Source organism: Klebsiella sp. GN_Kp190 (genome assembly GCF_040061795.1).
GTDB classification, from domain to species: Bacteria; Pseudomonadota; Gammaproteobacteria; order Enterobacterales; family Enterobacteriaceae; genus Klebsiella; species Klebsiella michiganensis.
On the sequence record NZ_JBEAFN010000028.1, the window covers coordinates 270,008 to 295,650 of the forward strand.

General features: G+C 59.1%; 22 protein-coding genes and 1 pseudogene. 6 read left to right on the forward strand and 17 right to left on the reverse strand.

From position 1 onward, the window contains the following. Window positions 1–122: 122 nt before the first annotated feature. The 4 genes from nhoA to ABLU67_RS17690 form a co-directional block, all read right to left on the reverse strand. Complete coding sequence (gene nhoA / locus ABLU67_RS17675) at window positions 123–968, reverse strand: N-hydroxyarylamine O-acetyltransferase (protein WP_014229271.1); 846 nt, start codon at window positions 966–968, stop codon at window positions 123–125. Between the two features lie 76 nt (window positions 969–1,044). Beyond that, a complete protein-coding gene (locus ABLU67_RS17680; RefSeq protein ID WP_348852423.1) occupies window positions 1,045–2,700 on the reverse strand; it encodes an iron ABC transporter permease in 1,656 nt (551 codons plus the stop codon). Window positions 2,701–3,106: 406 nt separating this feature from the next. Beyond that, on the reverse strand, window positions 3,107–4,075 hold the full coding sequence (locus ABLU67_RS17685) for an ABC transporter substrate-binding protein (protein ID WP_148849958.1): 969 nt from the start codon (window positions 4,073–4,075) through the stop codon (window positions 3,107–3,109). Next, complete coding sequence (locus ABLU67_RS17690; RefSeq protein ID WP_160740895.1) at window positions 4,072–4,776, reverse strand: ABC transporter ATP-binding protein; 705 nt, start codon at window positions 4,774–4,776, stop codon at window positions 4,072–4,074. The genes ABLU67_RS17685 and ABLU67_RS17690 overlap by 4 nt, the downstream gene beginning before the upstream one ends. 210 nt (window positions 4,777–4,986) lie before the next feature. On the opposite strand from ABLU67_RS17690, the gene ABLU67_RS17695 reads away from it, so the two are divergent. Further along, entirely contained in the window at window positions 4,987–5,568 is a 582-nt protein-coding gene (locus tag ABLU67_RS17695) for a flavin reductase family protein (RefSeq protein ID WP_004850682.1), read from the forward strand. Window positions 5,569–5,713: 145 nt separating this feature from the next. Here the strand turns inward: ABLU67_RS17695 and ABLU67_RS17700 are convergent, their stop codons facing one another. Continuing rightward, a complete protein-coding gene (locus tag ABLU67_RS17700) occupies window positions 5,714–6,535 on the reverse strand; it encodes a helix-turn-helix domain-containing protein (protein WP_348852424.1) in 822 nt (273 codons plus the stop codon). A 203-nt stretch (window positions 6,536–6,738) separates the two neighbouring features. Between ABLU67_RS17700 and ABLU67_RS17705 the strand changes: the two genes are divergently transcribed. The 3 genes from ABLU67_RS17705 to ABLU67_RS17715 are packed head-to-tail and all read left to right on the forward strand — an operon-like array spanning window position 6,739 to window position 11,368. Further along, entirely contained in the window at window positions 6,739–8,310 is a 1,572-nt protein-coding gene (locus ABLU67_RS17705; RefSeq protein WP_348852425.1) for a sugar hydrolase, read from the forward strand. A 26-nt stretch (window positions 8,311–8,336) separates the two neighbouring features. Beyond that, window positions 8,337–9,719, forward strand: a complete 1,383-nt coding sequence (locus ABLU67_RS17710) for a glycoside-pentoside-hexuronide (GPH):cation symporter (protein WP_154919034.1) — start codon at window positions 8,337–8,339, stop codon at window positions 9,717–9,719. Window positions 9,720–9,763: 44 nt separating this feature from the next. Then, window positions 9,764–11,368, forward strand: coding sequence for a carbohydrate porin (locus ABLU67_RS17715; protein WP_048263006.1), 1,605 nt, complete (start codon window positions 9,764–9,766; stop codon window positions 11,366–11,368). A gap of 248 nt (window positions 11,369–11,616) precedes the next feature. On the opposite strand, the gene nadS is transcribed toward ABLU67_RS17715, so the two are convergent. The 5 genes from nadS to ABLU67_RS17740 all read right to left on the reverse strand — a co-directional run bounded on the left by nadS (window position 11,617) and on the right by ABLU67_RS17740 (window position 14,600). Further along, a complete protein-coding gene (gene nadS / locus ABLU67_RS17720; RefSeq protein WP_004138143.1) occupies window positions 11,617–11,913 on the reverse strand; it encodes a NadS family protein in 297 nt (98 codons plus the stop codon). Between the two features lie 75 nt (window positions 11,914–11,988). Then, entirely contained in the window at window positions 11,989–12,306 is a 318-nt protein-coding gene (locus tag ABLU67_RS17725) for a type II toxin-antitoxin system RelE/ParE family toxin (RefSeq protein WP_014229262.1), read from the reverse strand. 249 nt (window positions 12,307–12,555) lie between these two features. Continuing rightward, window positions 12,556–12,783: a tautomerase PptA gene (gene pptA, locus ABLU67_RS17730; protein WP_004850668.1), complete on the reverse strand. Its 228-nt coding sequence runs from the start codon at window positions 12,781–12,783 to the stop codon at window positions 12,556–12,558. Window positions 12,784–12,852: 69 nt separating this feature from the next. After that, window positions 12,853–13,470, reverse strand: coding sequence for a glutathione S-transferase family protein (locus ABLU67_RS17735; RefSeq protein ID WP_046877306.1), 618 nt, complete (start codon window positions 13,468–13,470; stop codon window positions 12,853–12,855). A gap of 125 nt (window positions 13,471–13,595) precedes the next feature. Next, entirely contained in the window at window positions 13,596–14,600 is a 1,005-nt protein-coding gene (locus tag ABLU67_RS17740; protein WP_348852426.1) for a LacI family DNA-binding transcriptional regulator, read from the reverse strand. Between the two features lie 304 nt (window positions 14,601–14,904). Between ABLU67_RS17740 and ABLU67_RS17745 the strand changes: the two genes are divergently transcribed. Together ABLU67_RS17745 and ABLU67_RS17750 are read left to right on the forward strand one after the other, a co-directional pair. Then, on the forward strand, window positions 14,905–16,101 hold the full coding sequence (locus tag ABLU67_RS17745) for an L-talarate/galactarate dehydratase (RefSeq protein WP_025107872.1): 1,197 nt from the start codon (window positions 14,905–14,907) through the stop codon (window positions 16,099–16,101). A gap of 218 nt (window positions 16,102–16,319) precedes the next feature. After that, window positions 16,320–17,630: an MFS transporter gene (locus tag ABLU67_RS17750; RefSeq protein ID WP_025107873.1), complete on the forward strand. Its 1,311-nt coding sequence runs from the start codon at window positions 16,320–16,322 to the stop codon at window positions 17,628–17,630. A 65-nt stretch (window positions 17,631–17,695) separates the two neighbouring features. Here ABLU67_RS17750 and ABLU67_RS17755 read toward each other — a convergent pair whose 3' ends face one another. From ABLU67_RS17755 to ABLU67_RS17785, 7 genes and pseudogenes are all read right to left on the reverse strand, one after another. Continuing rightward, entirely contained in the window at window positions 17,696–18,589 is an 894-nt protein-coding gene (locus ABLU67_RS17755; protein ID WP_029946963.1) for an ABC transporter substrate-binding protein, read from the reverse strand. Then, window positions 18,586–19,365, reverse strand: coding sequence for an amino acid ABC transporter ATP-binding protein (locus ABLU67_RS17760; RefSeq protein ID WP_014229256.1), 780 nt, complete (start codon window positions 19,363–19,365; stop codon window positions 18,586–18,588). Before ABLU67_RS17760 ends, ABLU67_RS17755 begins: the two co-directional genes overlap by 4 nt. Next, window positions 19,349–20,275 carry an amino acid ABC transporter permease gene (locus ABLU67_RS17765; RefSeq protein WP_014229255.1) on the reverse strand — a complete coding sequence of 309 codons (927 nt, stop codon included), beginning with the start codon at window positions 20,273–20,275 and terminating at the stop codon, window positions 19,349–19,351. Before ABLU67_RS17765 ends, ABLU67_RS17760 begins: the two co-directional genes overlap by 17 nt. 9 nt (window positions 20,276–20,284) lie before the next feature. Next, a complete protein-coding gene (locus ABLU67_RS17770; RefSeq protein WP_348852430.1) occupies window positions 20,285–20,794 on the reverse strand; it encodes a GNAT family N-acetyltransferase in 510 nt (169 codons plus the stop codon). A gap of 11 nt (window positions 20,795–20,805) precedes the next feature. Then, window positions 20,806–23,079 (reverse strand): annotated as a pseudogene (locus tag ABLU67_RS17775) (NtaA/DmoA family FMN-dependent monooxygenase). Between the two features lie 30 nt (window positions 23,080–23,109). Next, window positions 23,110–24,231 carry an amidohydrolase gene (locus ABLU67_RS17780; protein ID WP_064375837.1) on the reverse strand — a complete coding sequence of 374 codons (1,122 nt, stop codon included), beginning with the start codon at window positions 24,229–24,231 and terminating at the stop codon, window positions 23,110–23,112. After that, window positions 24,228–25,229, reverse strand: a complete 1,002-nt coding sequence (locus tag ABLU67_RS17785; protein WP_185219364.1) for an LLM class flavin-dependent oxidoreductase — start codon at window positions 25,227–25,229, stop codon at window positions 24,228–24,230. The genes ABLU67_RS17780 and ABLU67_RS17785 overlap by 4 nt, the downstream gene beginning before the upstream one ends. Window positions 25,230–25,643 lie beyond the last annotated feature (414 nt).

The window sequence follows — 25,643 nt, forward strand, 5'->3', positions numbered from 1 at the left end:
CGGCAAAAACGCCTAACCCGGGCGACAGGCTCGCCCCGTAGCCCGGCTAAGCGTAGCGCAAGCCGGGTAACATCCCCGTTTGACAGTCACCCCTTATCTAGCCAACGGTTCCTGTACGATATTTATTTTCCGGCCTCGGGATGGGTATCAAATGCCGCCATCACCGCCGCCAGCTCCGCTTCGCTAAAGCCGTATTTGGCATCATCCACGCCGAGGCCAAAACGCGTTTGCAGCGCCTCATACAGCGCCGGAACGTCCGCTAAATCGAGCTTTTCGACGACGTGGTTTTTATCCCAATGGGTAAAGTGGAAATTGGTCAGCGTCATTTTGCCGCCGTCCGGTAAGTGGCGGCACATCAGCAGATGATGGCGGAAGTGCGACTGCGGCCAGTGCGCCGACCAGAAGTTGCCCATCACATAGTCGGAAGCGTACTGGCGACCTAAATCAAAATGGTACATCGACTGCCAGTGGCCGTGATGGCTGAACTGCAGCGCCCACTCTTCTCCTTCGTAAATCAGGCGATATTCGCCGTGCGGGGTGGATTGTTCTATATCCGCCAGCAGCTTAATCGGCGCGGTCAGCGTCTGGCCGCCGAAACCAACGTCGGCAATCCAGCGTTCCCCCTCCACCTCCACCAGCAGCAGCCGATGGGTACGCGGCGGCATATGCGGCGGATTGGCCAGCACCACGCGTCCCAGAAGGCTGCGCACGGTAAAGCCGATCTCGCGCAGCGCTCTCTCCAGCAGGCCGTTTTGCTCGAAGCAGTAGCCGCCGCGACGACCGTGAATCAGCTTCTCTTCGAGGGTGCGATCGTCGAGATGTATCTCTCTGGGCAGCAGCACATCCAGATTTTCAAAGGGGATCGCGCCGTTATGGTGAATATGCAGTTCGCGCAGGGTGTGAAGTGAAACGTCCGGGGTGCCCGTCCAGCCCAGACGAGAAAAATAGGCGCTTAAAAAGGGACTCATCAATGCCTCCAGCAATCGGTGTCCGACATTTATAGCCTGTTTTTCCCGCCTGACCAGCTATTTTGTGCGATCGTATTTATCCGCGCGTGCCCCGCTGCATCAGCGCCAGCGCGCAGAGCATCAGTCCCAGACCGGTAAAGAGCGTCAGCGATGCCATTGCCATTCCCTCTCCCGCCGAGCCCTGCTCAAACTGGCGCCAGATAAACACCGAGACGGTTTGCGTCCCGGCCGGCGCAAGCAGCAACGAGGTCACCAGCTCGCGGGAGGCAACGGCGAACACCATCAGCATCGCCGCCAGCAGCGCCGGGAAGACCAGCGGCAGAACGATCAGACGCAGCGCCTGTAGGGCCGTCGCCCCATGTACCCTTGCCGCAGGCTCAAGATTATTGCCAAGCTGGCGCAGCGCGCTGCCGACGTAGCGTACCGGCCAGGGTAGCAGGAGACAACTGTAGGAGAGCAGCAGCATAAACCAGCTGTTGTAGGGGGAAAGCGGCCAGAACGGCTGATTCCACAACAGAATCAACCCGACGCCCACCACCACGCCCGGCAGCGCCGCCGGCAGCAGCGATAAGGCATCGACTATCGCGCTCCCCTTGATTTTTTGCACCACAACCAGCCAGGCGGCGAGCAGCCCCACCAGCCCAACAACCCCAGCCGAAGCCAGCGCCAGCGAAAGGCTGGTTGCCAGTGCCGACAGCGCGTCGCCCTGCTGAGCAAACAGCGCGGCAAAATGGCGAAGGGTAACGTTGTCAGCGTGGATACCGCCCGACAGCGTGCTCATCAGGCTGGTCAGCACCATCGACGCGCCCGGCATCACCACCGCCAGCCCCCCGACGCCCGCCATCACTAGCACCGCCGGAAGCGCCAGCCAGCCCAACTCCGCCCCGCTATTCTCTCCCGGCTTGCCGGTGACGCTGGTGACCTCTTTATCGCCAGTCAGCCGTTTTTGCAGCCACCAGGCCAGCAGCGCCACCGCGATCAGCAGCAGCGAAAGCAGCGACGCGCCGGGCAGATCGACAGGCCAGTCGGCGAGCTTTTTCTCAATGCCTACGGTCAGCATGACCAGCCCTGCCCGCGATCCCAGGGCCGCCGGAACGCCGTACTCTTCAATGGCCAGGGTAAACGCCAGCAGCATCCCCGCCGCCAGAGCCGGAGAAAGCATCGGCAGCGTGATGTGCCAGAACGCTCGCCAGGCGCTGGCGCCGTGCACCCGAGCGACAATCGCCAGCCGCTGACCGCTGGCCAACAGGCTGCGCGAGACGGCAAAGTAGACCACCGGAAAGATATTGAGGGTCATCACCAGCACGATCCCGATGCGGCTAAAAAGCAGATCGTTAAGATCCCAGCCGGTCAGCTGCTGGAGATAGCCATGACTTTGCAGCATCAGCATCCACGACAGCGCGGCAATATAGGGCGGCGTCAGAAACGGGATCAGAAAGAGCAGATCCCACAGCCGCGGCAGCGGGATAGTAAACAATCCCCGCAAGACGCCCAGCGGTAGACCGATGACCACGCTCATCAGCGCCACGCCGCAGGCCACCCACAGGGTACCGCCGAGCATCGTCGGCAGCTGCGGGTCGGCAATCAGCGTTGATACACCGCTAAACGCGCCGCCCAGCGAACCGGCGCTAAACTGGGGAAAAATTGCCTGGAGGACAATAAACAGCAGCGGCAATGCCACCAGCACCAGCAGCGCCGCCAGCGTGCCCGCTGAAATAAGTCTCTGTTTCACGGTATATTCCTGGATACGATCTTACCCGGCTCGCGCTGCGCTTAGCCGGGCTACGGGGTCACAGCCGTCTGCGGTCCGGTAGCCAGAACAGGCGCGCCAGCGCCACCTCCGGGAATGTGCCCGGGCTGATGCCCAGGCGTTGCCTCTTCCCGGCTCGCGCTACGCTTAGCCGGGCTACGAGGTCACAGCCGTCTGCGGTCCGGTAGCCCGGACAGGCGCGTCAGCGCCGCCTCCGGGGAATGTGCCCGGGCTGATGCCCTGGCGTTGCGTCTTCCCGGCTCGCGCTGCGCTTAGCCGGGCTACGGGGTCACAGCCGTCTGTGGTCCGGTAGCCCCGACAGGCGCGTCAGCGCCGCCTCCGGGGAATGTGCCCGAACCAACTTTCGAAACCCGGGGGAAAAATCGGTTTACTGGGCGAAAAGCGTATTAAAGCGGGAAAGCACAGCGCTACGTTCGCTAGTGCCCTCGGCTGCGGTCGGCAGAATTTTCAGCTCGTTGAGCAGCGGGCGCTTCGCCTGAACATCGCTGCGGGCGGGCATAAGCCAGGCGTCGGCGACCAGCGCCTGGCCTTCCGGCGACAGCACATAATCAACGAAGGCTTTTGCGTCGTCAGCATGCTGGCTGGTTTTGAGGATCATCATCGGCCGCGGTGCAATGACCGTGCCGCTGGCCGGGAAAATCACCTTTAGCGATTCGCCCTGATGGATATTGCCGTAAGAGACATAATCAACCGCGCCGAATACCGCCGCTTTCGCCCCCTGCATCACCGGCGTTACCGCCTGGGCGTTCGGCCCGCTGACCACCATGCCATTCTTCTTTAACGCATCAAACAGCGCCCAGGCTTTATCGCCCATGCCATTCTGTAACCCGATCAGCAAATCCAGCGACGCGCCGGAAAGTGCCGGGTCCGGCGTCGTCACTTTGTCTTTGAACGCCGCTTCGGTCAGGTCGCGCCACTCTTTCGGCTCCGGGGTGCCGCTTTTGGTATTCCAGACGATCCCCAGGGCCGAAATACCCTGAGCAACGTAATCGGCGGATTTCAGGTTCGCCGGGACCTTATCGGCATTGGCGCTCTGATACGGCAGCAGCCAGCCGCGGTGATGCAAATCTTCCGCCGTATCCCACGAGGCGGAAATCAGCACATCCGCCTGCGGGTTAGCCTGCTCGGCCTCGAGACGCGCCATCACCTTACCGGTGGTGGCCTGGAAAATATTCACCTTAACGCCGGTTTTCTTCTCATAGCCGCTGGCAAGGCTTTTCGCCAGCGAGCCCGGCCCGGCGGTGTAGACGGTGAGCGCCTGGGCGCTGGAGATCGTGGTGGCGGACAACATCATCGCGAGCGCGGCTCCTTTGGTAACGGTGATAACGGTTTTCATACGGATTCCCCTGAGGTTGAAGTCACGGCGCGGACGGCGGCAATGCAGCCCGCAGATAAATGAATAATCTTGTCGGCCAGCAGTTCGGCTTCGCGACGGTCGTGGGTGACGTAGACAGCAGTGATGCCCAGCTGGCGCAGCAGGCGGCTCATTTCGAGGCACAGCGACTCGCGCAGCTCGCTGTCGAGATTGGAGAGAGGCTCATCAAACAGCAGCACGCGCGGTTCTGCGACGATGGCGCGGGCCAGCGCAACGCGCTGCTGCTGACCGCCGGAAAGGCCCGACGGTTTGCGGTCGGCGAAGCCGCTGAGACCAACCATCGCCAGCGCCTCCTCGACCCGTTGCTGTCGCTGCTGACGCCCGACGCCGCGCATACGCAGCGGGAAAGCCACGTTCTGCGCCGCCGTCATGTGCGGCCACAGGGCGTAATCCTGAAAGACCATGCCAAGATCGCGCTGCTCCGGCGGCAAGCCCCAGCCGGTTTTCGCCACCAGGCGATCGCCAAAGTGAATGCTGCCGCTGGCGGGTACGGTTAATCCGGCGAGCAGGCGCAGCAGCGTGCTTTTACCGCAGCCAGAAGGACCCAGCAGCGCAACAATGCTGCCCGCATCGATATGCAGGTCGATCTGATTAAGCACGGTGTGGGCGCCGAAGGCGAAAGAAACGCCGTCGAGTTTAATGCTGGTAAGCGCGCGCATTATCGCCCTCCCGTTGGGAAAGCGAGACTCTGCCCGCGGTCAACATCCGCCGGCGCGCGCTCACCTGAGACAAATTCAGGGGAGCTAACATATTGTTATCCTCTTTGGGACTTAGTGACGCCGACTATAGGGACCCTCGATGACGTATTGATTACATTTTCATTGCGGATTAACGTGTTGTCTGGCATCAGACCCATTTACCAAGGAACGCATATGAGCCGTTTTCGCCACGTGGAACTTCAGTACGCCAGTCGCCTGCTCAACCATGGCCCAACAATTTTGATAACCAGCTATGACGCCCACTCTCAACGCCGCAACGTCATGGCCGCCGCGTGGTCGATGCCGGTGGAGTTCGCTCCGCCGAGGCTGGCCATCGTGGTAGATAAAAGCGCCTGGACGCGGGAAATTATTGAGCGCAACGGCGCATTTGGCATCGTCGTTCCCGGCGTCGAGGCCGCCAGTTGGACCTACGCGGTCGGCAGCATCAGCGGACGCGATGAGGATAAATTTAACGCTTACGGCATCCCGGTCGTGCAAGGTCCGGAGCTGGGCTTGCCGCTGATTGAAGAGAAGTGTCTTGCATGGATGGAGTGCCGACTGCTGCCGGCAACGGCGGCCCAGGAGCAGTACGATACGCTGTTTGGCGAAGTGGTTTCCGCCGCCGCCGATGAGCGCGCGTTCGTCAGCGGACGCTGGCAGTTCGACGACGATAAGATCAATACCCTCCATCATCTCGGCACCGGCAACTTTGTTGCCAGCGGCCGCCACGTCCGCGCCAATACCCCGGAAGAATAGCCCCGCTCGCCTCCGGGGCAATTCTTCACCACCCTGCGCGTCTCTCCCGGGGGCGGCGCACAGCGCCTTGCCCGGGCTACCGGACCGCAGACCGCTGAGGGCGCGTAGCCCGGACAGATGCGCAGCATCGCCTCCGGGAGGTGAACTAGCGCAGCAAACGCCGCCGATCTTCGCTGGGCGTCAGGCCAAAGACCTTTTTATATAAGGTGGTAAAGTGGTTGCTGTTGGCAAAACCGCATAAATAAGCCACTTCGGTAATCGTCATATCGGTCTCGCGTAATTTGACGCGCGCCGAAACTAAGCGCAGACGCTTTAAATAATTATCCGGCGTCAATCCCGTCGCCTCTTTAATATGGCGAAAAGCGGTCCGCGTGGTCAGGTGGAATTTCTCCGCCAGCTGCGGCCAGTTATGTTCTTCAAAACAGTGCTCCTGTAGCCAGGTCAGCAATTTATGCAGCTTATATTTGGTGGTGCTATATTCGGCTTCGGTTTCCGCATGCAGAATCGTCGTCACCAGCTGGAAAAAGGCGGCTTCGCGCAGGGCAATATTTTGCCCTCGCCGCAGCTCGGCAGAAAATATTTTATCTACCAGTTCCTTGCAGATATAGCGGGTATCCGGCGCCAGCCAGCCGTAGCAGGAAGCCTTTCGTGCGGAGAACGTCTGCAATAAGGTGTCGAGAGGCTGTAAATAATGAAATTCTACCAGTGGGTTAATTAATACGTTAATTAACTTAAGCGTTCCCAGCTCATCATAATAGTGAACATCGCCCGGCTGAACGTAAAAAACGTCGCCCTGCTGTATATATAATGGCCGGCCATTAATAACGTGTAAGCCGTGTCCTTCTTCAACGATCACCAGTTCAGCAAACTCGTGACTATGTTCATGGCTATTATCTTCCGGATCGCTGGCGTACATTCCCAGCTTATCCTGCGGATGGGTGAAATAATACTCAACGGTTAGCATCATCGATCGGGTCCAAAACGGCATACGGCGCAGGGGCAAGATAATGCATTTAACCGGCCGCCACGAGCAAGATTTATGGAATTGTGATCGGCGACCCGCTCATCTCATTATCAGTGCCATTTTGCCAGATGCATTGGCATTGCCAGAGTGGTTGCCGCGGGCGGCGGCGTCTTATGCTGCGGACAAATCAACACAGAGGACGCAGTATGTCACAGGCAATTCAGCATAATTCTCAGGTCATGATGACCCGCTACCCGAAATTTTTACGTACCGCCGAGGCGCTCCGGCCCGCGCTGAGTCGTCAGGCACACCCGCCGATCGCGGTAGTCGAAGCCCACGCCGACGCCGCGGCGCTCTTCGGCTGGCGAGCCGAGCCGGTGAGCACCCTGGCCGCGTTTTACCAGCGCGAGTTGAGCAGCGGCGATAGCGTCATTATTGATTTTGGCAGCCACTACGTTGGCTACCTGCATTTTCTCTGCCAGAGCGCCGGGAGTCCGCCGGACGCTCCGGCCCATCTGCAGTTGACCTTCGGCGAAACGCTGAGCGAAGTGTGCGAACCGTTCAGCGACTATCAGGGCTGGCTCAGCAGTAGCTGGCTGCAGCAGCAGGATCTGTGGCTTGATGTCCTGCCCGCCGAAATTGACCTGCCGCGCCGCTACTGCTTCCGCTATCTGAAGGTGGAGGTCAAAGCCGTTTCGCGCAAGTTTCGCCTGCAGTTCACGCAGGTTGAGGTTAACGCGGTCACCTCGGCCAGCGGCGCATGCCCGGCGGCGACAACCTCCGACCCGCAGCTCCGGACCATCGATAACGTTGCCGTGCTGACCCTGCAAAACTGCATGCAGGAAGTGTTTGAAGATGGCCCCAAACGCGACCGCCGCCTGTGGCTCGGCGATTTACGTCTGCAGGCGCTGGTCAACGATGTCACCTTCGCACGCCACGATCTGGTGCGCCGCTGCCTGTACCTTTTTGCCGGGCATACTCGCGAGGACGGCATGGTATCGGCCAACGTGTTCGTGCAGCCGGATGTCATTGCGGACGATACCTTTCTTTTTGATTATTCATTGTTTTTTGTCGACGTCCTCTACAACTATCTGCAAAGCGCGGAGGATATGGCCACGGCCCGCGAGCTGTGGCCCACGGCGCGTCGTCAGGTAGAACTGGCGCTGACCCGCTGCGACGCCTCCGGCGTTGTGCGCGATAGCGACGACTGGTGGGTGTTTATCGACTGGCAGGCGTCGCTGAATAAACAGGCGGCGGCGCAGGGGGTACTGATTTACTGCCTGCAGCGCGCTATCTGGCTGGCGGAGCGTTTCGAACCTGAGCTGGCCGCAAGCTATCGCCAGCGTTTACAGCAGCTCAAAGCGGCGGCCCTCGATGCGTTATGGGACCCGCAGCAGGGCTTTTACGTCAGCGGCGCCCGGCGGCAGGTCTCCTGGGCATCGCAAATCTGGCTGGTGCTGGCGGAAGTCGGCACGCCGCAGCAGCGCCGGGAGATCATGCGCAACCTGGAGAAAAATCCCCCCGCTGTCGCCATGAACACACCCTACCTGCGTCATCACTATATCGCCGCCCTTCTGCAGTGCGGGCTGCGCGACGAGGCAGTTGCGCAGATCAAAGCCTACTGGGGAGCCATGGTCGACTACGGCGCCGATACCTTCTGGGAAATCTTCGACCCGGCGCATCCTGATTTTTCCCCTTATGGCAGCAAACTGATAAACAGTTATTGCCATGCGTGGAGCTGCACCCCGGCCTGGTTTATTCGCCAGTACGGACTTTAACAACAACGATAAGCGAGTGTATTTTTATGGCAGAAACAACCTTTACCCTGTGGCGGCAGCGCCTTGGCTATGGCATCGCCGACCTCTCCTGCAACCTCGTGTGGCAGATGATCTCTCTTTATCTGATGTTCTTCTACACCGACGTGATGGGCCTGCCCGCCTATTACGTTGGCCTGATGTTTCTAGTGACGCGTCTGGTGGATGGCGTTGCCGACGTGCTGATGGGGCTGGTTATCGACAATACCGCCACCCGCTGGGGACGCTGTCGTCCGTATCTGCTTATTGGCGCGATCCCCTTCGGATTGCTGTGTATTCTGGCCTTCTACGTGCCGGATTTCGGCACCACCGGTAAGCTGATCTACGCTTTTATCACCTATCTGTGCCTGTCGTTTCTCTATACTATCGTCAACATTCCGTTTTGCGCCATGCTGCCGTTTCTGACGAACGACTCGCGGGAACGCACCACGTTGTCGGCGGTGCGTATTCTGCTCGGCTCGCTCGGCGCGACCATCGTCGCGGTCGCCACTCTGCCGCTGGTTGGCGCGCTGGGGAAAGGCAATCAGCAGCACGGCTTCTTCTACACGGCGGTGGTTTTCGGCGTTATTGCCACCTTCTTCCTGCTGGTGAGCTTCCGGAACGTTAAGGAAAATATCAGCATTACGCAGGAGCGCATGACCTTAAAACGCGCCTGGGTCAGCCTGCGCGCCAACCGGCCGTGGTTCGTCTTCGCCATCAATATTTTCCTGATGTGGGGCGCGTTTTTCTTCCAGACCGGGGCGCTAGTCTACTTTTTCCATTATTACGTCGGCAATAACGATCTCACGGCGATCGTCGCCGGGATCTCCACCTTCGTGCCTCTGCTGGGTACCCTCACCGTGCCGCTGCTCGCCAGCCGGATGAAAAAGCGCCACGTTTATCTGGTCGCCAGCGCGATCAACCTGGTCGGCATGGGCATGATGATGGCGGCTGGCGTTAACAGCTGGGGCCTGGTTGCCGGTGCGGTGGTGCTATCGCTTGGCGCCGGACAGCGCACGGCAATTTACTTCTCCATGCAGGCCGATCCGGTGGATTACGGGGTGTGGAAAACCGGCATCAATACCGCCGGCATTTTGACCTCTATCAACGGCTTTCTTGGCAAGGTGGCTATGGCGGGCGCGGGCGCTATTACCGGGGTACTGCTCTCATCCGGCGGCTATATCGCCAACCAGGCCCAAAGCGACGGCGCGATGCTGGCGATAAAAGCCTGCTACCTCTATATCCCGGCGCTGCTGATTGTCGCCTCAATGCTGTGGATTGGCCGCTTCTATCGCCTCGACGACCAGTATGAACAGATCCGCGCCGACCTTGATGCCGGACGCCGCGCGCCGTCGGACACATCTTCAGTCGCCGGAGAAAACCACGCCCTGTAAGGCGCAGCACACCCTTCATACCTCTGAAAAAAATAAGGATTAATATGCGTATCTCTTTGATTAGCGCGGCGGTTTGCTGCGCCCTTTTTTCGGCTTATGGCGCAAATGCGGCCCCGCTAACCGTCGAACAACGGCTGGCGCTGCTGGAGGCCCGGCTTAATCATGCGGAGCAGGAGGCCGGAGAGGCTAAACGTCGGGCGCAGCAGGCGGAGCTGCGCACCAGTGCGGCAGAACAGCGTGCGGCGGCGGCGGAAAAACAGGTGCAGACGTTAAGCCAGCGCACCGATGCCACGGAGCAAAAGCAGCAGGCTGCCGACAAACAGCTGGCGAAAACCCGCCTTACCGACGGCTTTGAATTTAACGCCTACGCCCGATCCGGAATGCTGGTCAACAGCCACGGCAAAGGCGCGCGCGGCGGCCCGGGGATCTCGCCGGCCAGTTCGCTCAACGGTGACGCCCACGTTGGCCGTCTCGGCAATGAGAAAGATAACTACGTGGAGCTCAGCTTCGGCAAAAAAATGACCTTCAGCGACGGGTCGTGGGCGCACTTTAAAACCATGCTTGCCGACGGCGCGACCAACCCGGATCCGTGGGTGCAGGATAACGACAGCCACCATCTGAACGTGCGCCAGCTGTACGTCGAGATGGGTAATTTCGCCGATTTTTCCGGGCCGTTCAGGAGCGCCTCCATCTGGGCGGGCAAGCGTTTCGACCGCGATAACTTCGATATCCACTTCACCGATAGCGATATTATGTTCCTCGGCGGTACCGGCGGCGGGATCAATGACGTCAACTGGAACAGCACGCTGCGCGGCGATTACTCGGTCTATGCGCGCAGCTTTGGCGACCTGGGCAGCGATAACTATCAGGATAACGATATACAGAACCTGATGTTTACCGCCAACCACTTCTGGAACAACTGGCAGCTGATGACCACGGCGATGACCGCCCAGGGTAACGATGACCTGAAAGATACGACGTCGACGACCGGCAGCTACGCCCTGCGCAGCGATAATACGGCGAAAAACGGCTACTACGCGATGCTGGCGTATCACGACAAACAGCGGTTTTATGGCCTGGCGCCGGGCGTTTCGGAGAGCGCCCTGCAGTACGGCGGCGGGCTGGGCGCCGAAGCGCGGCAGCCGGGCAGCGACGGCGATCTTACCGAAAACGCCAAATCTCTGCGCTTTGCGTCATACGGTATTTTGCCGCTGGGGAAAAACTGGCAGCTTGCGCCATCGGTTATCGCCCAGCATAGCGAAGACCGCTATCGCGACGGGGACCGCTACGATTGGGCAACCTTCAACCTGCGGGTTTCCCAGGGGATCACCCGCAACTTCGCCCTGCTGTACGAGGCGTCCTGGCAATATATGGACCTGAATCCCAACGGCCGAACCTATCGCTACGACAGCGGCGTGCATCAATACCAGGCGGTGAGCGGCGATTTTTACAAGCTGACCTTCGCCCCGACGTTTAAAGTGGGCGATGTATTGGATATTAAAGCGCGGCCGGAGATACGTTTCTTTGTTACGTGGATGAACTGGGATAAAGATCTGGATCGCTACGCGATCAACGATGATTTCGGCAGTAAAGGCTTTACCGCCGGCGGAAACTGGAACTTTGGCGTGCAGACGGAGATTTGGTTTTAATAAAATAGCCCGTCCGGAGCAAACGCCTGGGCGGGTTTATTTAAATACGCGTTCTTACTTTGTCACTATGCTAGTTCAGTATAAAGTACATTAAACTAATAAAATAAAAACCATAAAATATGAGCGCTCTATTTCTCGACTTCTGTCAAAATAGAATCATTGGTTTCCATACGTAATACTCTCCTTTTTAAAGGCGCTGGTTACAAAATGGGGCAAACTCTGTCATTTTCCTTGCGAAGAATAACGTTTCAAATAACCTTCAACAAGTTGATAATCAATGGATTGCCCTGAAGCAATAAAAGCAGCTTCCTGGATGCACCGGTTGGATGACGTCGTTTCGTTTCCCAGCTTTTAACCAGCTCATAGCTAACGCCAACGGCGGCGGCGAAGTCCTGCTGTTTTAAACCTGTGGCTTCGCGTATCGCTTTCACATCAACTTCGCTGAAGGTATGAACGTGGTGCACCTTCGGCGTTTGTTCACCCTTCTCAATCCTGACCATTTCTTCTGCACTAGCCAGCAGATCGGCAAACAATTCGTCTTTCATACACACCTCAGTTGGCTCTCTGGCGCTATCAATGTATCGATCATTAATAGCTCAGCCTCACTTCATGTTTATTGGCTAGTTTAATAACTCAGCAACCTGCCTTAACATCTTTTTCTGCTCCTGGCTTAACTCATCCTGTTCATTTTTAGGATAGATGAGCGCCAGGTAGATTCTTCCCTTTATCGTTACATTATAGTAAATCACCCGCACGCCGCCGCGCTTTCCCGTTCCGGGACGACTCCAGCGGATTTTACGAAAACCTCCGGTTCCCGAAATGGTGTCACCTGCCTCAGGATCATTGATCAGGATTTCCTGGAAGGCCCGAAATTCATCATCCGGTAACAGCGCCTGGCGTCGTTTACTGAAACCTTGTAGTTCAATAAAAGTAAACATCTCATTCCCTGATGTCCTTACGACTTATCAGACAAAATACATGTACAGGGTACATTAATCAAGGGGTTTTATGTACCCTGTACATGGTGACGCGTTTACCCATGACAAGATGCATCGCTCATGACTTCGCTTCAGTGCCCCCCCGCCCGGGGGCGGCGCAGAGCGCCTGCCCGGGCTACCGGACTGCAAACCGCCGGGAACGCGTAGCCCGGACAGATGCGCAGCATCGCCTCCGGGAAAGAAACCGGGTTACATGCTATAGCCCGGTTTCTTAATCAACTGTTCCATCTGCGGGGCGATTTCGCTGTCCCACACCTGCTGCCAGTCGCTCGGCTCAACCTGCTTCAGGGCCACGCTCACTGAACTCTCTTTGCTGTTGAGGTGGCGAATCAACACCTCGGTAATATCGGCGGCCAGCGCCGCTTTTTGTTCATCATTCAGGTCGCGGGGAAAACATTTAATATCAACGTGCGGCATAGCAGGCTCCTTTATTGTCTGGACGATAAAACTAGCATAACCCGCGTCATCCGGATCGCTTTTTGTGCTTTAAATCAGCTCGTTGCGGCGCAGAACGGCTTCGAGTTTGGGATGTCGATACACCGCATCCGCCACGGCGACGAATTTTGGCGTCTGCGCCGCAAACCACTCCCGGCGCGGGCCCCAGGCGCACATCGCCGCAATATAGCAGTCCAGCAGGGTTATTTCCGTCCCCAGCGCATACGGCGCGGCGGCAAGCTGCTCCTCCAGCCACAGATAGAGCGATTTGCGATAGCTGATGCAGCTTTCCCGCAGCTGGTCTGGCGCATCGGCGGCCCAGCGCTCCGGGTAATCCGCAAAGGTAAAGGTGGGATAGACGTTCGCCACCAGCCAGATGAGCAGACGCTGAAAGGCATGCCGCTGCGGCGATCCCGGCGCCGGAGCCAGATCCGGTCGAACGTCGAGGATCATCAGGGCAATCGCCGCGGTTTCGGTCATCACGCTGCCATCTGCAAGCGTCAGGGTCGGCACCTGACACAGCGGGTTGATCTTTTTGAGGCGGTCGCGCTGCGGGCCCGGCTGGTCAAAGCCCTCAACGTTAACAAAATGGTACGGGATATCGGCCAGCGTCAGCATCAGTTCGCTAATTGTTGAGCCCCAGCCGGGTACGCCATAGACGGTGATCATATTCTGCGCCCTCGATGAATTTGCCGCTCAGGAACAGAGCGGCGACGGGTTTAGCAATTTTGCAGTATAGATTTGATTACACCATGCCGCTATTGAGGCCCCCTCGCACATGCGAAACGGCAGAGCTACGCCGACTCGCGCGCCACCAGGTGAAAGCCGATATCAATAATCGCTTCCCCTTCTTCTCCGCCTTCTATGCGGTCGGCAAGCAGCGTGGCCGCCTGCTCGCCGATGGCATGACGGTCGACGCTGACGGTGGTGATGGCCGGACGGTTGCTGGCGGCGAAGTCCAGATCGCCAAAGCCGATCACCGCCAGATCCTGCGGCACGCGCAGCCCCCGGCTTTCGGCTTCCATAATCGCCCCCTGGGCAAGGGTATCGGAGCTGCAGACGATAACGTCAAACTCGCCGCCGGCGAGCAGCTCGGCCAGCCCGCGACGCCCCAGCGCCAGCGATGCCGGAAGCGGCACCTCGACCTGCGGGGCATCGTCAATGCCGTTTTTGGCCAGCCGGGCGCGGAGCCCCTGCTTTCGCAACGTCGCGCGCGCATCGCCGGCCCACAGCAGACCCGGGCGGCGGTAGCCTTTTTCCAGCAGGTACTCGCCAATGGTTTCGCCGACTTTTTCATGCGAAAAACCGACCAACATATCCAGCGGCGTCGGGGTGAGATCCCAGATTTCCACCACCGGCGTGGCGGCGTTGAGGATCGTCTTCTTCAACGCCGGGGCGTGCTGAATGCCGGTCAACACCACGCCATCCGGACGCCGGGAGAGTAAGGTTGCTACCAGCTCGGCTTCGGTCTGTCGGCTGTAGCCCGCCACGCACAGCAGCATATGGTAGCCGCGCGCCGCCAGGGTATCGCTCAGCGCCTGGATGGTATCGACAAACATATTGTTATTGATTTGCGGCGCCACCACGGCCACCAGCTTGCTGCGCCTGGAGGCCAGGCCGCCGGCCAGCGCGTTAGGGATATAGCCCGTTGCCTGCACCGCCTGCATCACTTTCTCGACCGTTTTTGGCCTCACCAGCTGCGGCGTATTCAGCGCCCGGCTGACCGTCATCGACGACAATCCGGCGCTACGGGCTACGTCATCCAGCGTCGGCGCGCGCGTCGGTTTTCTGCTTTTCACGACTAAGCCCCTGTGTTGAGTCGTTTTCTGTGGGCATTATTGATGATGGCCCGCGCAATTGCCAGCGCTCACCTCGACATCCTCAATAGAATCAAATACCTGAAACACAAAATGTTATCGCTATCATTTTGATTTGTGATTTTTCACAAACCTTTTTGGATCGTGACCTGAGCTGCATAATTTTACCCTTTATAACCGCTAATTGTGATCGTTTGTACAAATTAAAATCACTGTCGTAGCGCCAGGACAATTTCACGATTAAAAATGTTAGCGCAAACATTTTACCACTGAAAAGGAACTGACTATGACCTCGAGCGCTAATTCCGAGTCCGTGACCTACGCCAAAGCTTCCGGCGTCAAAACCGCCGCTGAAACCGGCGACCGCATTGAACACGTCAAACTGTCGCTGGCCTTTCTGCCGCTGGCGACCCCCGTTAGCGATGCAAAGGTTCTGACCGGTCGGCAAAAACCGCTTACCGAAGTAGCGATCGTTATCGCGGAAATCCGCTCCCGGGACGGCTTTGAAGGCGTTGGCTTCAGCTATTCCAAGCGTGCGGGCGGCCAGGGCATTTACGCCCACGCCAAAGAGATCGCCGATAATCTGCTCGGCGAAGATCCGAACGATATCGACAAGATCTACACCAAACTGCTGTGGGCCGGCGCATCCGTTGGCCGCAGCGGTATGGCGGTACAGGCCATCTCCCCTCTTGATATTGCGTTGTGGGATATGAAAGCCAAACGCGCCGGACTACCGCTGGCGAAACTGCTCGGCGCGCACCGCGATTCCGTTCAGTGCTACAACACCTCCGGCGGCTTCCTGCATACGCCGCTGGATCAGGTGTTAAAAAACGTGGCTATCTCCCGTGAGAACGGAATTGGCGGGATTAAGCTGAAGGTCGGTCAGCCGAATACCGCCGAAGATATTCGTCGCCTGACGGCGGTGCGTGAGGTGCTGGGCGATGACTTCCCGCTGATGGTGGACGCCAACCAGCAGTGGGATCGCGAAACCGCCATCCGCATGGGGCGCAAAATGGAGCAGTTCAATCTGATCTGGATTGAAGAGCCCCTTGACGCCTACGATGTTGAAGGCCACGCGCAGCTCGCCGCCGCGCTGGATACGCCGATTGCCACCGGCGAGATGCTGACCAGCTTCCGCGAACATGAGCAGCTTATCCTCGGCAACGCCAGCGACTTTGTCCAGCCGGATGCGCCGCGCGTCGGCGGGATCTCCCCGTTCCTGAAGATTATGGATCTGGCGGCGAAGCACGGTCGCAAGCTGGCCCCGCACTTTGCGATGGAGGTACACCTGCATCTCGCCGCCGCCTACCCGCTCGAGCCGTGGCTGGAGCACTTCGAGTGGCTGAACCCGCTGTTTAACGAACAGCTGGAGCTGCGCGACGGGCGGATGTGGGTTTCCGAACGCCACGGTCTGGGCTTTACCCTGAGCGAACAGGCCCGCCGCTGGACCCAGCAAAGCTGCGAGTTTGGTAAACGCCCTTAACCGAATTCCCCGGATGGCGGCACAAGGGCTAAAGGCTCCGTAGCCCGGGCAAGGCGCGTCAAGCGCCGCCCCCGGGAGAATATCGCGTTTTCCCGGAGGCGATGCGGCGCATCTGTCCGGGCTACCGGTCCGCAGATGACTGAAAACCTGTAGCCCTGCCGGGGAAATAACTCTTATTGACTGTACCCACAATAAACAACCCTGCAAAGGAGTTGAAGATGACTACCCCCTTAAAACGCAGCAACGTGCGTTACGGCATATTACTGTTTTTATTTCTGGCTACCGTATTTAATTATGCCGACCGGGCAACGCTGTCCGTCGTCGCGCCTATTATGAGCAAAGAGTTAGGCTTTGATCCCGAGGCGATGGGGCTGGCCTTTTCAGTTTTTGGTATCTCCTACGTCATTATGCAAATACCCGGCGGCTGGCTGCTGGATAAATATGGTTCGCGGCTGGTCTACGGCTGCGCGCTGATTGGCTGGTCGATCGTCACCATGTTTCAGGGAACGATCTATCTGTTCGCCAGCCCATTGATCGTACTGGTGATTCTGCGTCTGATGATGGGCGCGATTGAAGCCCCCGCCTTCCCCGCTAACAGCCGTCTCAGCGTACAGTGGTTTCCCAATAAAGAGCGTGGATTCGTCACCTCGGTCTATCAGGCCGCGCAGTATATTTCCCTGGGAATTATTACGCCGCTAATGACGATTATTCTGCATAATTTAAGCTGGCACTACGTATTTTATTATATTGGCGCTATCGGCGTGGTGCTGGGGATATTCTGGCTGGTAAAAGTAAGAGATCCCTCTTACCATCCAAAAATTAACCAACAGGAGCTCGACTATATTCGCGAAGGCGGCGGCGAGCCGGAATTAGGTACGAAAAAAACGCAGCAGAAATTAACCCTCGCGCAGATTAAAAGCGTCTGCGTTAATCGCATGATGATCGGCGTGTATATCGGCCAGTTCTGCGTAACGTCCATTACCTGGTTCTTCCTGACGTGGTTTCCCACCTATCTCTACCAGGCCAAAGGTATGTCGATCCTCAAGGTCGGTTTTGTCGCCAGTATCCCGGCCATTGCCGGATTTATCGGCGGACTGCTCGGTGGGGTATTCTCAGACTGGCTGCTCAAACGCGGCTACAGCCTGACGACCGCCCGCAAGCTGCCGGTGATCTGCGGCATGCTGCTCTCCTGCGTGATTGTCGTCGCCAACTACACCACCTCGGAAGTGGTGGTGATCGCCGCCATGAGCCTGGCCTTCTTTGCTAAAGGTTTCGGTAACCTCGGCTGGTGCGTGCTGAGCGACACCTCGCCGAAGGAAATGCTGGGAATTGCCGGCGGAGTTTTCAACATGTGCGGCAACCTGGCGAGTATTATCACGCCGCTGGTTATCGGCGTGATCCTCGCTAATACCCACTCCTTTGATTACGCCATCCTGTACGTCGGTTCCATGGGCGTGCTGGGCCTGTTCTCCTATCTGTTTATCGTCGGGCCGCTGGATCGTTTGACGCTGACCCCGCGCGCCGCCTGATTTAAAACCCTGGCGAGCATTCGCCTCCGCTGTTTCGCATCACACTCCTGCGAAACAGCGGTTTTTTAGTAGGTTATCCCCGGCGGATTCACTTCCGATTGCGTCACCTCTTCGCCCTGCTCTCCCCAGCGCGCCAGCACTTTCTGATACTCGCCGCGAGCAATCGCGCCGTTCAGCGCCGCCTGCAGCGCCGGAGCCAGGCCGTTGCCCTTTTTGGTCGTAGTGGCAACGTACGCTTTTTTCGGCCCCAGGCCGACGACTTTGGTTTTGCCGCTGAGCGCCGCTTTATAGGCCGCCACCGACTGCGGCCCAAAGAACACGTCCGCGCGACCGGACTGAATATAGAGGTTGCCCGAGGCGTCATCGGTCAGGTAGACCGGCAGCGCGGGTTGCCGCCCGGCGGCTTCGTTTTCGGCGTTCCAGCCGAGCAAAATCCGCTCCTGGTTAGTCCCGGACCCGACGATCACTTTTTTACCCGCGAGATCCGCCGGACCGCTCACGCGGGCGATATCGCTGGTTGATTTCACGGAAAAGGCCAGAGAGTCAACGCGATAGGTGGCAAAATCAAACTTCTCTTTCCGCTGCTCGGTCACCGCAATATTGACCAGCGCGACGTCGTAGCGTCCGGAAGTAATCCCCAGCGGCCAGTCCTCCCAGGCGGTGGGCACCAGCTTTAGCTTCAGCCCGAGGCTGCCGGCCAGCAGCCGGGCAATATCCGGGTCGCTGCCGATACGCGTGCGGTTATCGCTGGCCAACAGCGCCAGCGGCGGCGAATTGAGCGCCGAAATCGCCACCGTTAAGGTACCCGGCTCGACGAAGGCGTAATTTGCCGGGATCTTCGCGATCGCCTGCTCATCGCGGGTCACCGGCAGCGGCTGCTCGTTGGCGCGCAGGTCGATAGCCGCCTGCGATGCCGCAGATAAAGAGAGTAGTGTCAGGGCCAAAAGTCCGTTTCTCATGCCGCTAATACCCTCGATAAGAACTGCCGCGTACGCGGATGCTGCGGTTGGTTCAGCACGGCGTCGCTGCTGCCCTGCTCGACTATCTTGCCGTCGACCATAAACACCACCCGGTCCGCCACCTCTTTCGCAAAACCGATTTCATGGGTGACCACCACCAGCGTGGTGCCGGAGCGCGCCAGCTTTTTAATCACGTCCAGCACTTCCCCCACCAACTCAGGGTCGAGCGCGGAGGTCGGTTCATCGAACAGCATTACCCGCGGGTTAAGCGCCAGCGCCCGGGCAATAGCGATGCGCTGCTGCTGGCCGCCGGACAGGTGCCGCGACCAGGCGTCGGCTTTATTGCGCAGTCCGACCACGTCCAGCAGTTCATACGCCCGCGCGATCGCCTCTTTGCGGGTCGCCTGCTTATGGGCGATGGGGGCCTCAATCAGATTTTCCAGCACCGTCAGATGCGGGAACAGGTTGAAGTTCTGAAATACGTAGCCGACGTTAACCCGCTGGCGGAGGATCTCTTTCTCTTTCAGCTCGTAGAGCTTGTCGCCTTTACGGCGATAGCCGATATAGTCGCCATCGATCTGAATAAAGCCTTCATCCACGCGCTCCAGATGATTAATCGCCCGCAGCAGCGTCGATTTTCCCGAACCGGACGGCCCGAGGATCACCGTCACCGTGCCGGGTTCGATTTCCAGCGATACGTCATCAAGCGCTTTATGGCGGCCAAAATATTTGCTGACGCCGGTGATGGAGATATGGCCGTTACGAGAGTTGGGCATGGGCGGACTCCTGGGGTTGTGGGCGACGAATGGACTCAACGCGGCGGCTGCTGCGGGCGCTATTGACCGCCGAGCGGCGTTCGCTGCGGGCCAGTCCGCGCTCGACCAGATACTGGATCAGCGACAGCACGCTGGTGATCGCCAGATACCAGGCGGCGCCGACCATCAGCAGTGGGATCACTTCCTGGGTGCGGTTATAGATCATCTGGATGGTGTAAAACAGCTCCGGCATCGCCAGCACGTAAACCATCGCCGTCCCCTTGGCGAGGCTGATAATTTCGTTAAAGCCCGCCGGTAAAATGGTGCGCAGCGCCTGCGGCAGAATAATGCGCAGGGTCCGACGGCTGGCCGGAAGCCCCAGCGCCGCCGCCGCTTCATACTGCCCGTGATCGACCCCGAGAAAGCCGCCGCGGATAATTTCGGCGGTGTAGGCGCTTTGCACCAGGGTCAGCCCGACAACGGCGGTAGAAAACTGCCCCAGTACGTTGATGGTCTCAAAGCTGGCCCAGCGAATCGCGGTGAACGGAATGCCTATCGCTAGCGTGTCGTAAAGATAGGAGAAGTTGTAGAGAATAATCAGCACCACGATCAGCGGCAGCGAGCGGAACAGCCAGATATAGCCCCAGGCCAGGCTGCTCAGCAGCCATGAACTGGAGAGCCGGGCCAGCGCCAGCAGGCCGCCGAGAATAACGCTCAGCGCCGTCGCCAGCAGGGTCAGCAGCAGCGTCTGCCCGAGACCTTCAAGGATCACCGGGTCAAAGAACCAGCGGGCAAAGACGCGCCACTCCCAGCGCGGGTTAAAGGCGACCGATTGAATCACCACCGCCAGCACCAGCAGCGCCAGCAGCGCGCCTACCGCCCGCAGCGGATAGCGCGCGGGGACAACCTTAATCGTTTCCTGGGTATGCATATTGGCTCCTTAAGCGCTCTGGCTCAGCGCGCTGACCGCCAGCGCTTTCGTAAAGCGCAGTCGACCATCGAACGGCGGCAGGCTGTACTCTTCCGGATCGCGGCTGAGGTCAAACTGCGCCTCGTAGCCCTGGCTCAGGTAGAGCCGCACCGCTTCCGGCTGCCGAAAACCGGTGGTCAGATAGATATGGCTGTAGCCCGCGAGCAGCGCCCGTCGCTCCAGCTCCTGCACCACTTTCGCCGCCAGCCCCTGCTGGCGCAGACGACGATGGGTCCAGATACGTTTGATTTCTGCCGTATGGGCATCTTTCGGTTTGTACGCGCCGGTGGCGATAATTTCCCCTTCGCGCTCCAGCACGATAAATAGCCCCTGCGGCGCCAGATACCATTCAGTCAGCTCGACTTCGGCATCGCGGGAGAAATAGTCGCCGTAGCGCGCGGCGTACTCGCCGAACAGGCCCTCAATAATCGGCTGTAGCTCCGGCGCTTCCGGGGAGACATCGCGGAGTAGATCGCTCATCATGCCTCCTGTTAGTCGCCGAGTCCGGCCGGGTTGATTTCCGATTGCGGAATGCTCTCCACGCCTTCCCCCCAGCGGTTCAGCACCTTCGCGTAGTCGCCGCTGCGGATTGCGCCGTTCAGCGCCGTCTGTACCGGTTCTACCAGACCGCTGCCTTTTTTCACCGTCACGGCAATATGCGCCGCCTTTGGCCAGCCGCCGTCAACGCTGCCTACCAGCTTCGTTTTGCCGGTCAGCGCCGCTTTCCACGCGCCGATCACATTGGGGCCGAAGAAGGCGTCGGCGCGCCCGGACTGCAGCGCCAGGGTCTGGGCGGCGTCGTCTTTGGTGTAGACCGGCGTAAACGGCTTCAGCCCCTTCTTGAGATTCTCGGCGTTCCACGCCAGCAAAATGGCTTCCTGATTGGTGCCGGAGCCGACGATAATCCGCAGCCCGGCAATATCTTCCGCTTTTTCAATTTTGCTCAGCGGACTGGTGCTCTTGACGTAAAAACCCAGCGAATCTTTGCGGTAGGTGGCGAAATCAAACTTCTCTTTGCGCTCTTTGGTCACGGTGATATTGCTGACCGCCGCATCATATTTGCCGGAAGCGACGCCGAGCGGCCAGTCCTCCCACGAGGTGGGTACCACATTCAGCTCCAGCCCGAGGCTGTCGGCCACCAGGCGGGCGATATCCACCTCGCTGCCGAGCAGGGTTTTGTTATCGTCAGAAAACACGGTCAGCGGCGGTGAGTTCAGCGCGGCGACCGCGACCGTTAGCTTACCCGGCACCGCCAGGTGGAGACCTTTCGGCAGCTGCGCGATAGCCTGCGGGTTTTTCGCCGTATGAATCGGCGTTTTGTTGGCGTCGAGGCTCACGCCGGTGCCGTTGATCGTGACGTTCTGCGCCCAGGATGACGCACTAACGGCCAGCGCCAGCGCCAGTAATAGCGATTTTTTCTGCGTTTTCTGCATAGCGGGTGTTCTCTATTATTGTTTTTGGAATTGATTCACGGGCTCTGCCAGCCCTAAGCTTTCGCGCAGCGTGGTGCCGGGATATTCCCGGCGGAATAGTCCGCGCTGCTGAAGAATCGGTACCACCTGGTCCACAAAGCGCGGGAAGGTATCCGGCGTACCGCCCTGGATAATAAAACCGTCCGTCGCGCGCTGTTCAAACCACTGCTGCAGACCATCCGCCACCTCTTCAGCGGTTCCGGCAAAGCGCGGTCGCGGGCTGGCCGCCTCCAGCGCCACCTGGCGCAGCGTCAGGCCGCGTTCGCGGGCATTGCGTTTTATCTCGTCGGTGGTGCTGCGAAAGCTGTTCTGCCCGAGGTCGCCGATATCCGGGAACGCCTCATCCAGCGGATACTGAGCAAAGTCGTGATGTTCAAAATAGCGGCCGAGATAATTCAGCGCGTCTTCAATCGACACCAGCGCAGCGGTGGTCTGGTATTGCTGCTCCACATCGTCGGCGCTGTCGCCAACGATGACGCTGACGCCCTGGAAGATATGCAGTTCGCTCTCCCGGCGGCCGTGCGCTGCAAGCTGGCTTTTGACGTCGCGATAAAAGGCCTGCGCCTCCGCCAGCGACTCCTGATGGGTAAAAATAGCGTCTGCGTGGCTGGCGGCTAACTTTTTACCGTCATCGGAGGCGCCCGCCTGAAAGATAATGGGCCGGCCCTGCGGCGTGCGGGCAATATTTAGCGGACCGGCTACTTTAAAGAAATCGCCGTGATGATTAAGCGTGTGCAGCTTGTTTTTATCAAAGAACTGGCCGCTCTCTTTATTACGAATAAACGCGTCCTGCTCCCAGGAGTCCCACAGGCCTTTGACAACCTGCAGATATTCATCGGCAATACGGTAGCGCAGCGCATGATCGGGATGCTGGGCGCGGGAGAAGTTTTTTGCTGAACCTTCCAGCGGCGAGGTGACCACGTTCCAGCCCGCGCGGCCGCCGCTCAGATGATCGAGGCTGGCGAACTGGCGGGCGGTGGTAAAGGGTTCGCTGTAGGAGGTCGACAGGGTACCGACCAGGCCTAAACGCGAAGTTACCGCCGCAAGGGTAGATAATACGGTGAGCGGTTCAAAACGATTTAAAAAATGCGGGATCGATTTTTCATTAATATATAAGCCATCGGCAACAAAAATAAAATCGAGCTTGCCCTCTTCCGCTTTTAACGCCGTCTGCTTGACGAACTCAAAGTTAATACTGGCGTCGGCCAGCGCGGCCGGATGACGCCAGGCCGACATATTTCCCGATGCGCCGTGTAATATAGTACCAATGCGCAGCTGCCGTTGTTCAGACATCGTTAATCCTTAGTCAATGACCCTGAATAATTAAAGTGCTTTTAATGCCTTCTCTGCCAGATCGGCAAAGTAGTGCGCCGCCGGGGCGATTAAACGCTCATCCGGGTTAAACGCCGGATGGTGAAGACCAAATTCGCTGGCGCTGCCGATGCTGACGAACGCGCCGGGAATATGCTGAAGATAAACGGCAAAATCCTCCCCGCCGAGATGGAGATCCGCATGGTGCGTGCGGTAGCCGGACTTATCGGCCACGTCGCTGGCGAAAGCGGCCCAGCGCTCATCATTAACCAGCGCGGTCGGTCCGGCGTACCAGAAGACATCTATCTGCGCGCCGAAGGCGCTGGCGAAGCCGGCGGCAATCTCGCTCACCCGCGCTTTCACCCGCTGCTGGACTTCGCTGCTGTGGGTGCGCAGCGTACCTTCCAGCTCGACGCTTTCCGGCAGGACGTTCCAGGTATTGCCGCCCTGAATCCGCGTGACGCTAAGCACCACGGAATCGAGGGTATTCACTTCGCGGCTGGCGACGCTTTGCAGCAGGGTTACCAGCTGGCTGGCCAGCAGAATGGCGTCCTTCCCTTCATGAGGCCGGGCGGCGTGAGCGCCTTTGCCGGTCACCTTAAACACAAAGCGATCGACGTTGGCGTAAAACGCGCCGCCTCGGGTGGCGAATTCGCCCACCGGCAGCCCCGGTTCATTATGCATGCCGAAAATGGCGGAAACGCCCTCCAGCACGCCGGCGCGAATCAGGGTTTTCGCGCCGCCGAAGCTCTCCTCCGCCGGCTGGAACAGAATACGGACGCGTCCCGCCAGCTGCGCTTCGCGTTGTTTCAGCAGTAAGGCCGCGCCAAGGATCACGCTGGTATGAATATCATGCCCGCAGGCGTGCATTACGCCGGCATTCAACGAGCGAAACGGCACGCTGGCCGCCTCTTCGATAGGCAGCGCATCGATATCGGCACGCAGGGCTATCACCTTATCGCCGCTGCCCACTTCGGCAACCGCGCCGGTTTTCAGTTCATAAGGCAGCAGGCTGATGCCGCCGCTCTGCAGCCAGTCGCGAATACGTGCGGTGGTGTCGACCTCCTGCAGCGAGAGCTCGGGGTACTGGTGCAGTTCGCGCCGCCAGCGAATTAACTGTTCGGAAAGGCTCATGGCTGCACCTCCGCGCTCAAATGCGCCCGGGCCAGCAGGCGCAGGGAGTTAAGGCGCGCCGCGCCATCGCTAATGGGCGTATCGATAATAAATTCGTCGATGTTCCAGGCCGACTGCAGGGCATCCAGCTGCGCTTTCACCTGTTCCGGGGTGCCGAACAGCACCGCCGATTCCCGCCGGGCGATGCGCGTCGGCCTGCTGCCCGCCTGACGGGCAAAGGCGGCCGCCTGCGCTTCGCTGCCGACGGTGACCCGCTGGCCGTTTTCCAGCTCAACGCCCCATGTTTCGACGGATTTTGCCAGCTCCGCCGCCGTCGCGGCCTCTTCGGCCACGATGACCTGGACGGCAATAATCGCGTCTCGACGGCTCAGTTCACGCCAGCGGGTTAACACCTCGCGCAGCAGCTGCTTATCGCCGTTGAGATGGGCGGCGAAGACGAAGTTCCAGTCCAGCTGCGCCGCCAGCTGCGCGCTCTCCAGGCTGGCGCCGAGCAGAAAGCCGTCGGCGCGACGCGGCGGGATCGGCGTTGCGCGGACGCTCTCCTCACCGTCGGTTTCGGTCAGCGACAGCCAGTTGTCGAGCTGCGCCAGCTGGTCGGCAAAACGCCCCTTTTGCTGGGGGTCAAGCCCCTGCTGTAACGCGCGAGTGGAGAGCGGCAGTCCGCCAGGGGCTTTGCCCACGCCCAGATCCACGCGGCCCGGAGCGAGGGAAGCCAGCATATTGAAGTTTTCCGCCACTTTATACGGGCTGTAGTGCTGCAGCATGACGCCGCCGGAGCCAACGCGAATCCTGCGGGTCTGGCCGAGGATCCAGGCAATGGCCAGCTCTGGCGACGGACTGGCGAGCTGGTCAGTATTGTGGTGTTCGGCTATCCAGAAGCGATGATAGCCCCAGGCTTCCGCCTGTTGCGCAAGCGTTAATGTACGCGCCAGCGCCTGGGCAGCCGTTTCTCCGGCTGCCAGCGGGCTTTTATCCAGGATACTGATTCGATAAGACATTTCGCAGGCTCATGTGGATTAACATGACTGCATTATTAGAAGCGCCCGCGGCTGGTGAGAAACAATTTATTTACATTTACTCTGCCGGAAATTAGATATGCGCTGAGGTAACTGCCCCGGAGGCGATGCTGCGCATCTGTCCGGGCTACGCGTCCTCAGCAATCTGTGGCCCGGTAGCCCGGGCAGGCGCTGTGCAAGCCGGGAAGAAGCCGCAGCAATGCCAAGTTACGGCATATTCCCCGGGTTGCGGCGTAAACGCCTTACCCGGGCTACGGGTTACCAGCAATCTGTGGCCCTGTAGCCCGGCTAAGCGCAGCGCAAGCCGGGAAGAAGCCGCAGCAATGCCACGTCACGGCATATTCCCCGGGTTGCGGCGTAAACGCCTTACCCGGGCTACGGGTTACCAGCAATCTG

What these genes read in the sequence shown, in the direction of transcription:
- nhoA (WP_014229271.1), bottom strand. Translation starts at nt 968, where the DNA reads ATGAGTCCCTTTTTAAGCGCCTATTTTTCTCGTCTGGGCTGGACGGGC.
- ABLU67_RS17685 (WP_148849958.1), bottom strand. Translation starts at nt 4,075, where the DNA reads ATGAAAACCGTTATCACCGTTACCAAAGGAGCCGCGCTCGCGATGATG.
- ABLU67_RS17695 (WP_004850682.1), top strand. Translation starts at nt 4,987, where the DNA reads ATGAGCCGTTTTCGCCACGTGGAACTTCAGTACGCCAGTCGCCTGCTC.
- ABLU67_RS17700 (WP_348852424.1), bottom strand. Translation starts at nt 6,535, where the DNA reads ATGATGCTAACCGTTGAGTATTATTTCACCCATCCGCAGGATAAGCTG.
- ABLU67_RS17705 (WP_348852425.1), top strand. Translation starts at nt 6,739, where the DNA reads ATGTCACAGGCAATTCAGCATAATTCTCAGGTCATGATGACCCGCTAC.
- ABLU67_RS17710 (WP_154919034.1), top strand. Translation starts at nt 8,337, where the DNA reads ATGGCAGAAACAACCTTTACCCTGTGGCGGCAGCGCCTTGGCTATGGC.
- ABLU67_RS17715 (WP_048263006.1), top strand. Translation starts at nt 9,764, where the DNA reads ATGCGTATCTCTTTGATTAGCGCGGCGGTTTGCTGCGCCCTTTTTTCG.
- nadS (WP_004138143.1), bottom strand. Translation starts at nt 11,913, where the DNA reads ATGAAAGACGAATTGTTTGCCGATCTGCTGGCTAGTGCAGAAGAAATG.
- ABLU67_RS17725 (WP_014229262.1), bottom strand. Translation starts at nt 12,306, where the DNA reads ATGTTTACTTTTATTGAACTACAAGGTTTCAGTAAACGACGCCAGGCG.
- pptA (WP_004850668.1), bottom strand. Translation starts at nt 12,783, where the DNA reads ATGCCGCACGTTGATATTAAATGTTTTCCCCGCGACCTGAATGATGAA.
- ABLU67_RS17735 (WP_046877306.1), bottom strand. Translation starts at nt 13,470, where the DNA reads ATGATCACCGTCTATGGCGTACCCGGCTGGGGCTCAACAATTAGCGAA.
- ABLU67_RS17745 (WP_025107872.1), top strand. Translation starts at nt 14,905, where the DNA reads ATGACCTCGAGCGCTAATTCCGAGTCCGTGACCTACGCCAAAGCTTCC.
- ABLU67_RS17750 (WP_025107873.1), top strand. Translation starts at nt 16,320, where the DNA reads ATGACTACCCCCTTAAAACGCAGCAACGTGCGTTACGGCATATTACTG.
- ABLU67_RS17755 (WP_029946963.1), bottom strand. Translation starts at nt 18,589, where the DNA reads ATGAGAAACGGACTTTTGGCCCTGACACTACTCTCTTTATCTGCGGCA.
- ABLU67_RS17760 (WP_014229256.1), bottom strand. Translation starts at nt 19,365, where the DNA reads ATGCCCAACTCTCGTAACGGCCATATCTCCATCACCGGCGTCAGCAAA.
- ABLU67_RS17765 (WP_014229255.1), bottom strand. Translation starts at nt 20,275, where the DNA reads ATGCATACCCAGGAAACGATTAAGGTTGTCCCCGCGCGCTATCCGCTG.
- ABLU67_RS17770 (WP_348852430.1), bottom strand. Translation starts at nt 20,794, where the DNA reads ATGAGCGATCTACTCCGCGATGTCTCCCCGGAAGCGCCGGAGCTACAG.
- ABLU67_RS17780 (WP_064375837.1), bottom strand. Translation starts at nt 24,231, where the DNA reads ATGAGCCTTTCCGAACAGTTAATTCGCTGGCGGCGCGAACTGCACCAG.
- ABLU67_RS17785 (WP_185219364.1), bottom strand. Translation starts at nt 25,229, where the DNA reads ATGTCTTATCGAATCAGTATCCTGGATAAAAGCCCGCTGGCAGCCGGA.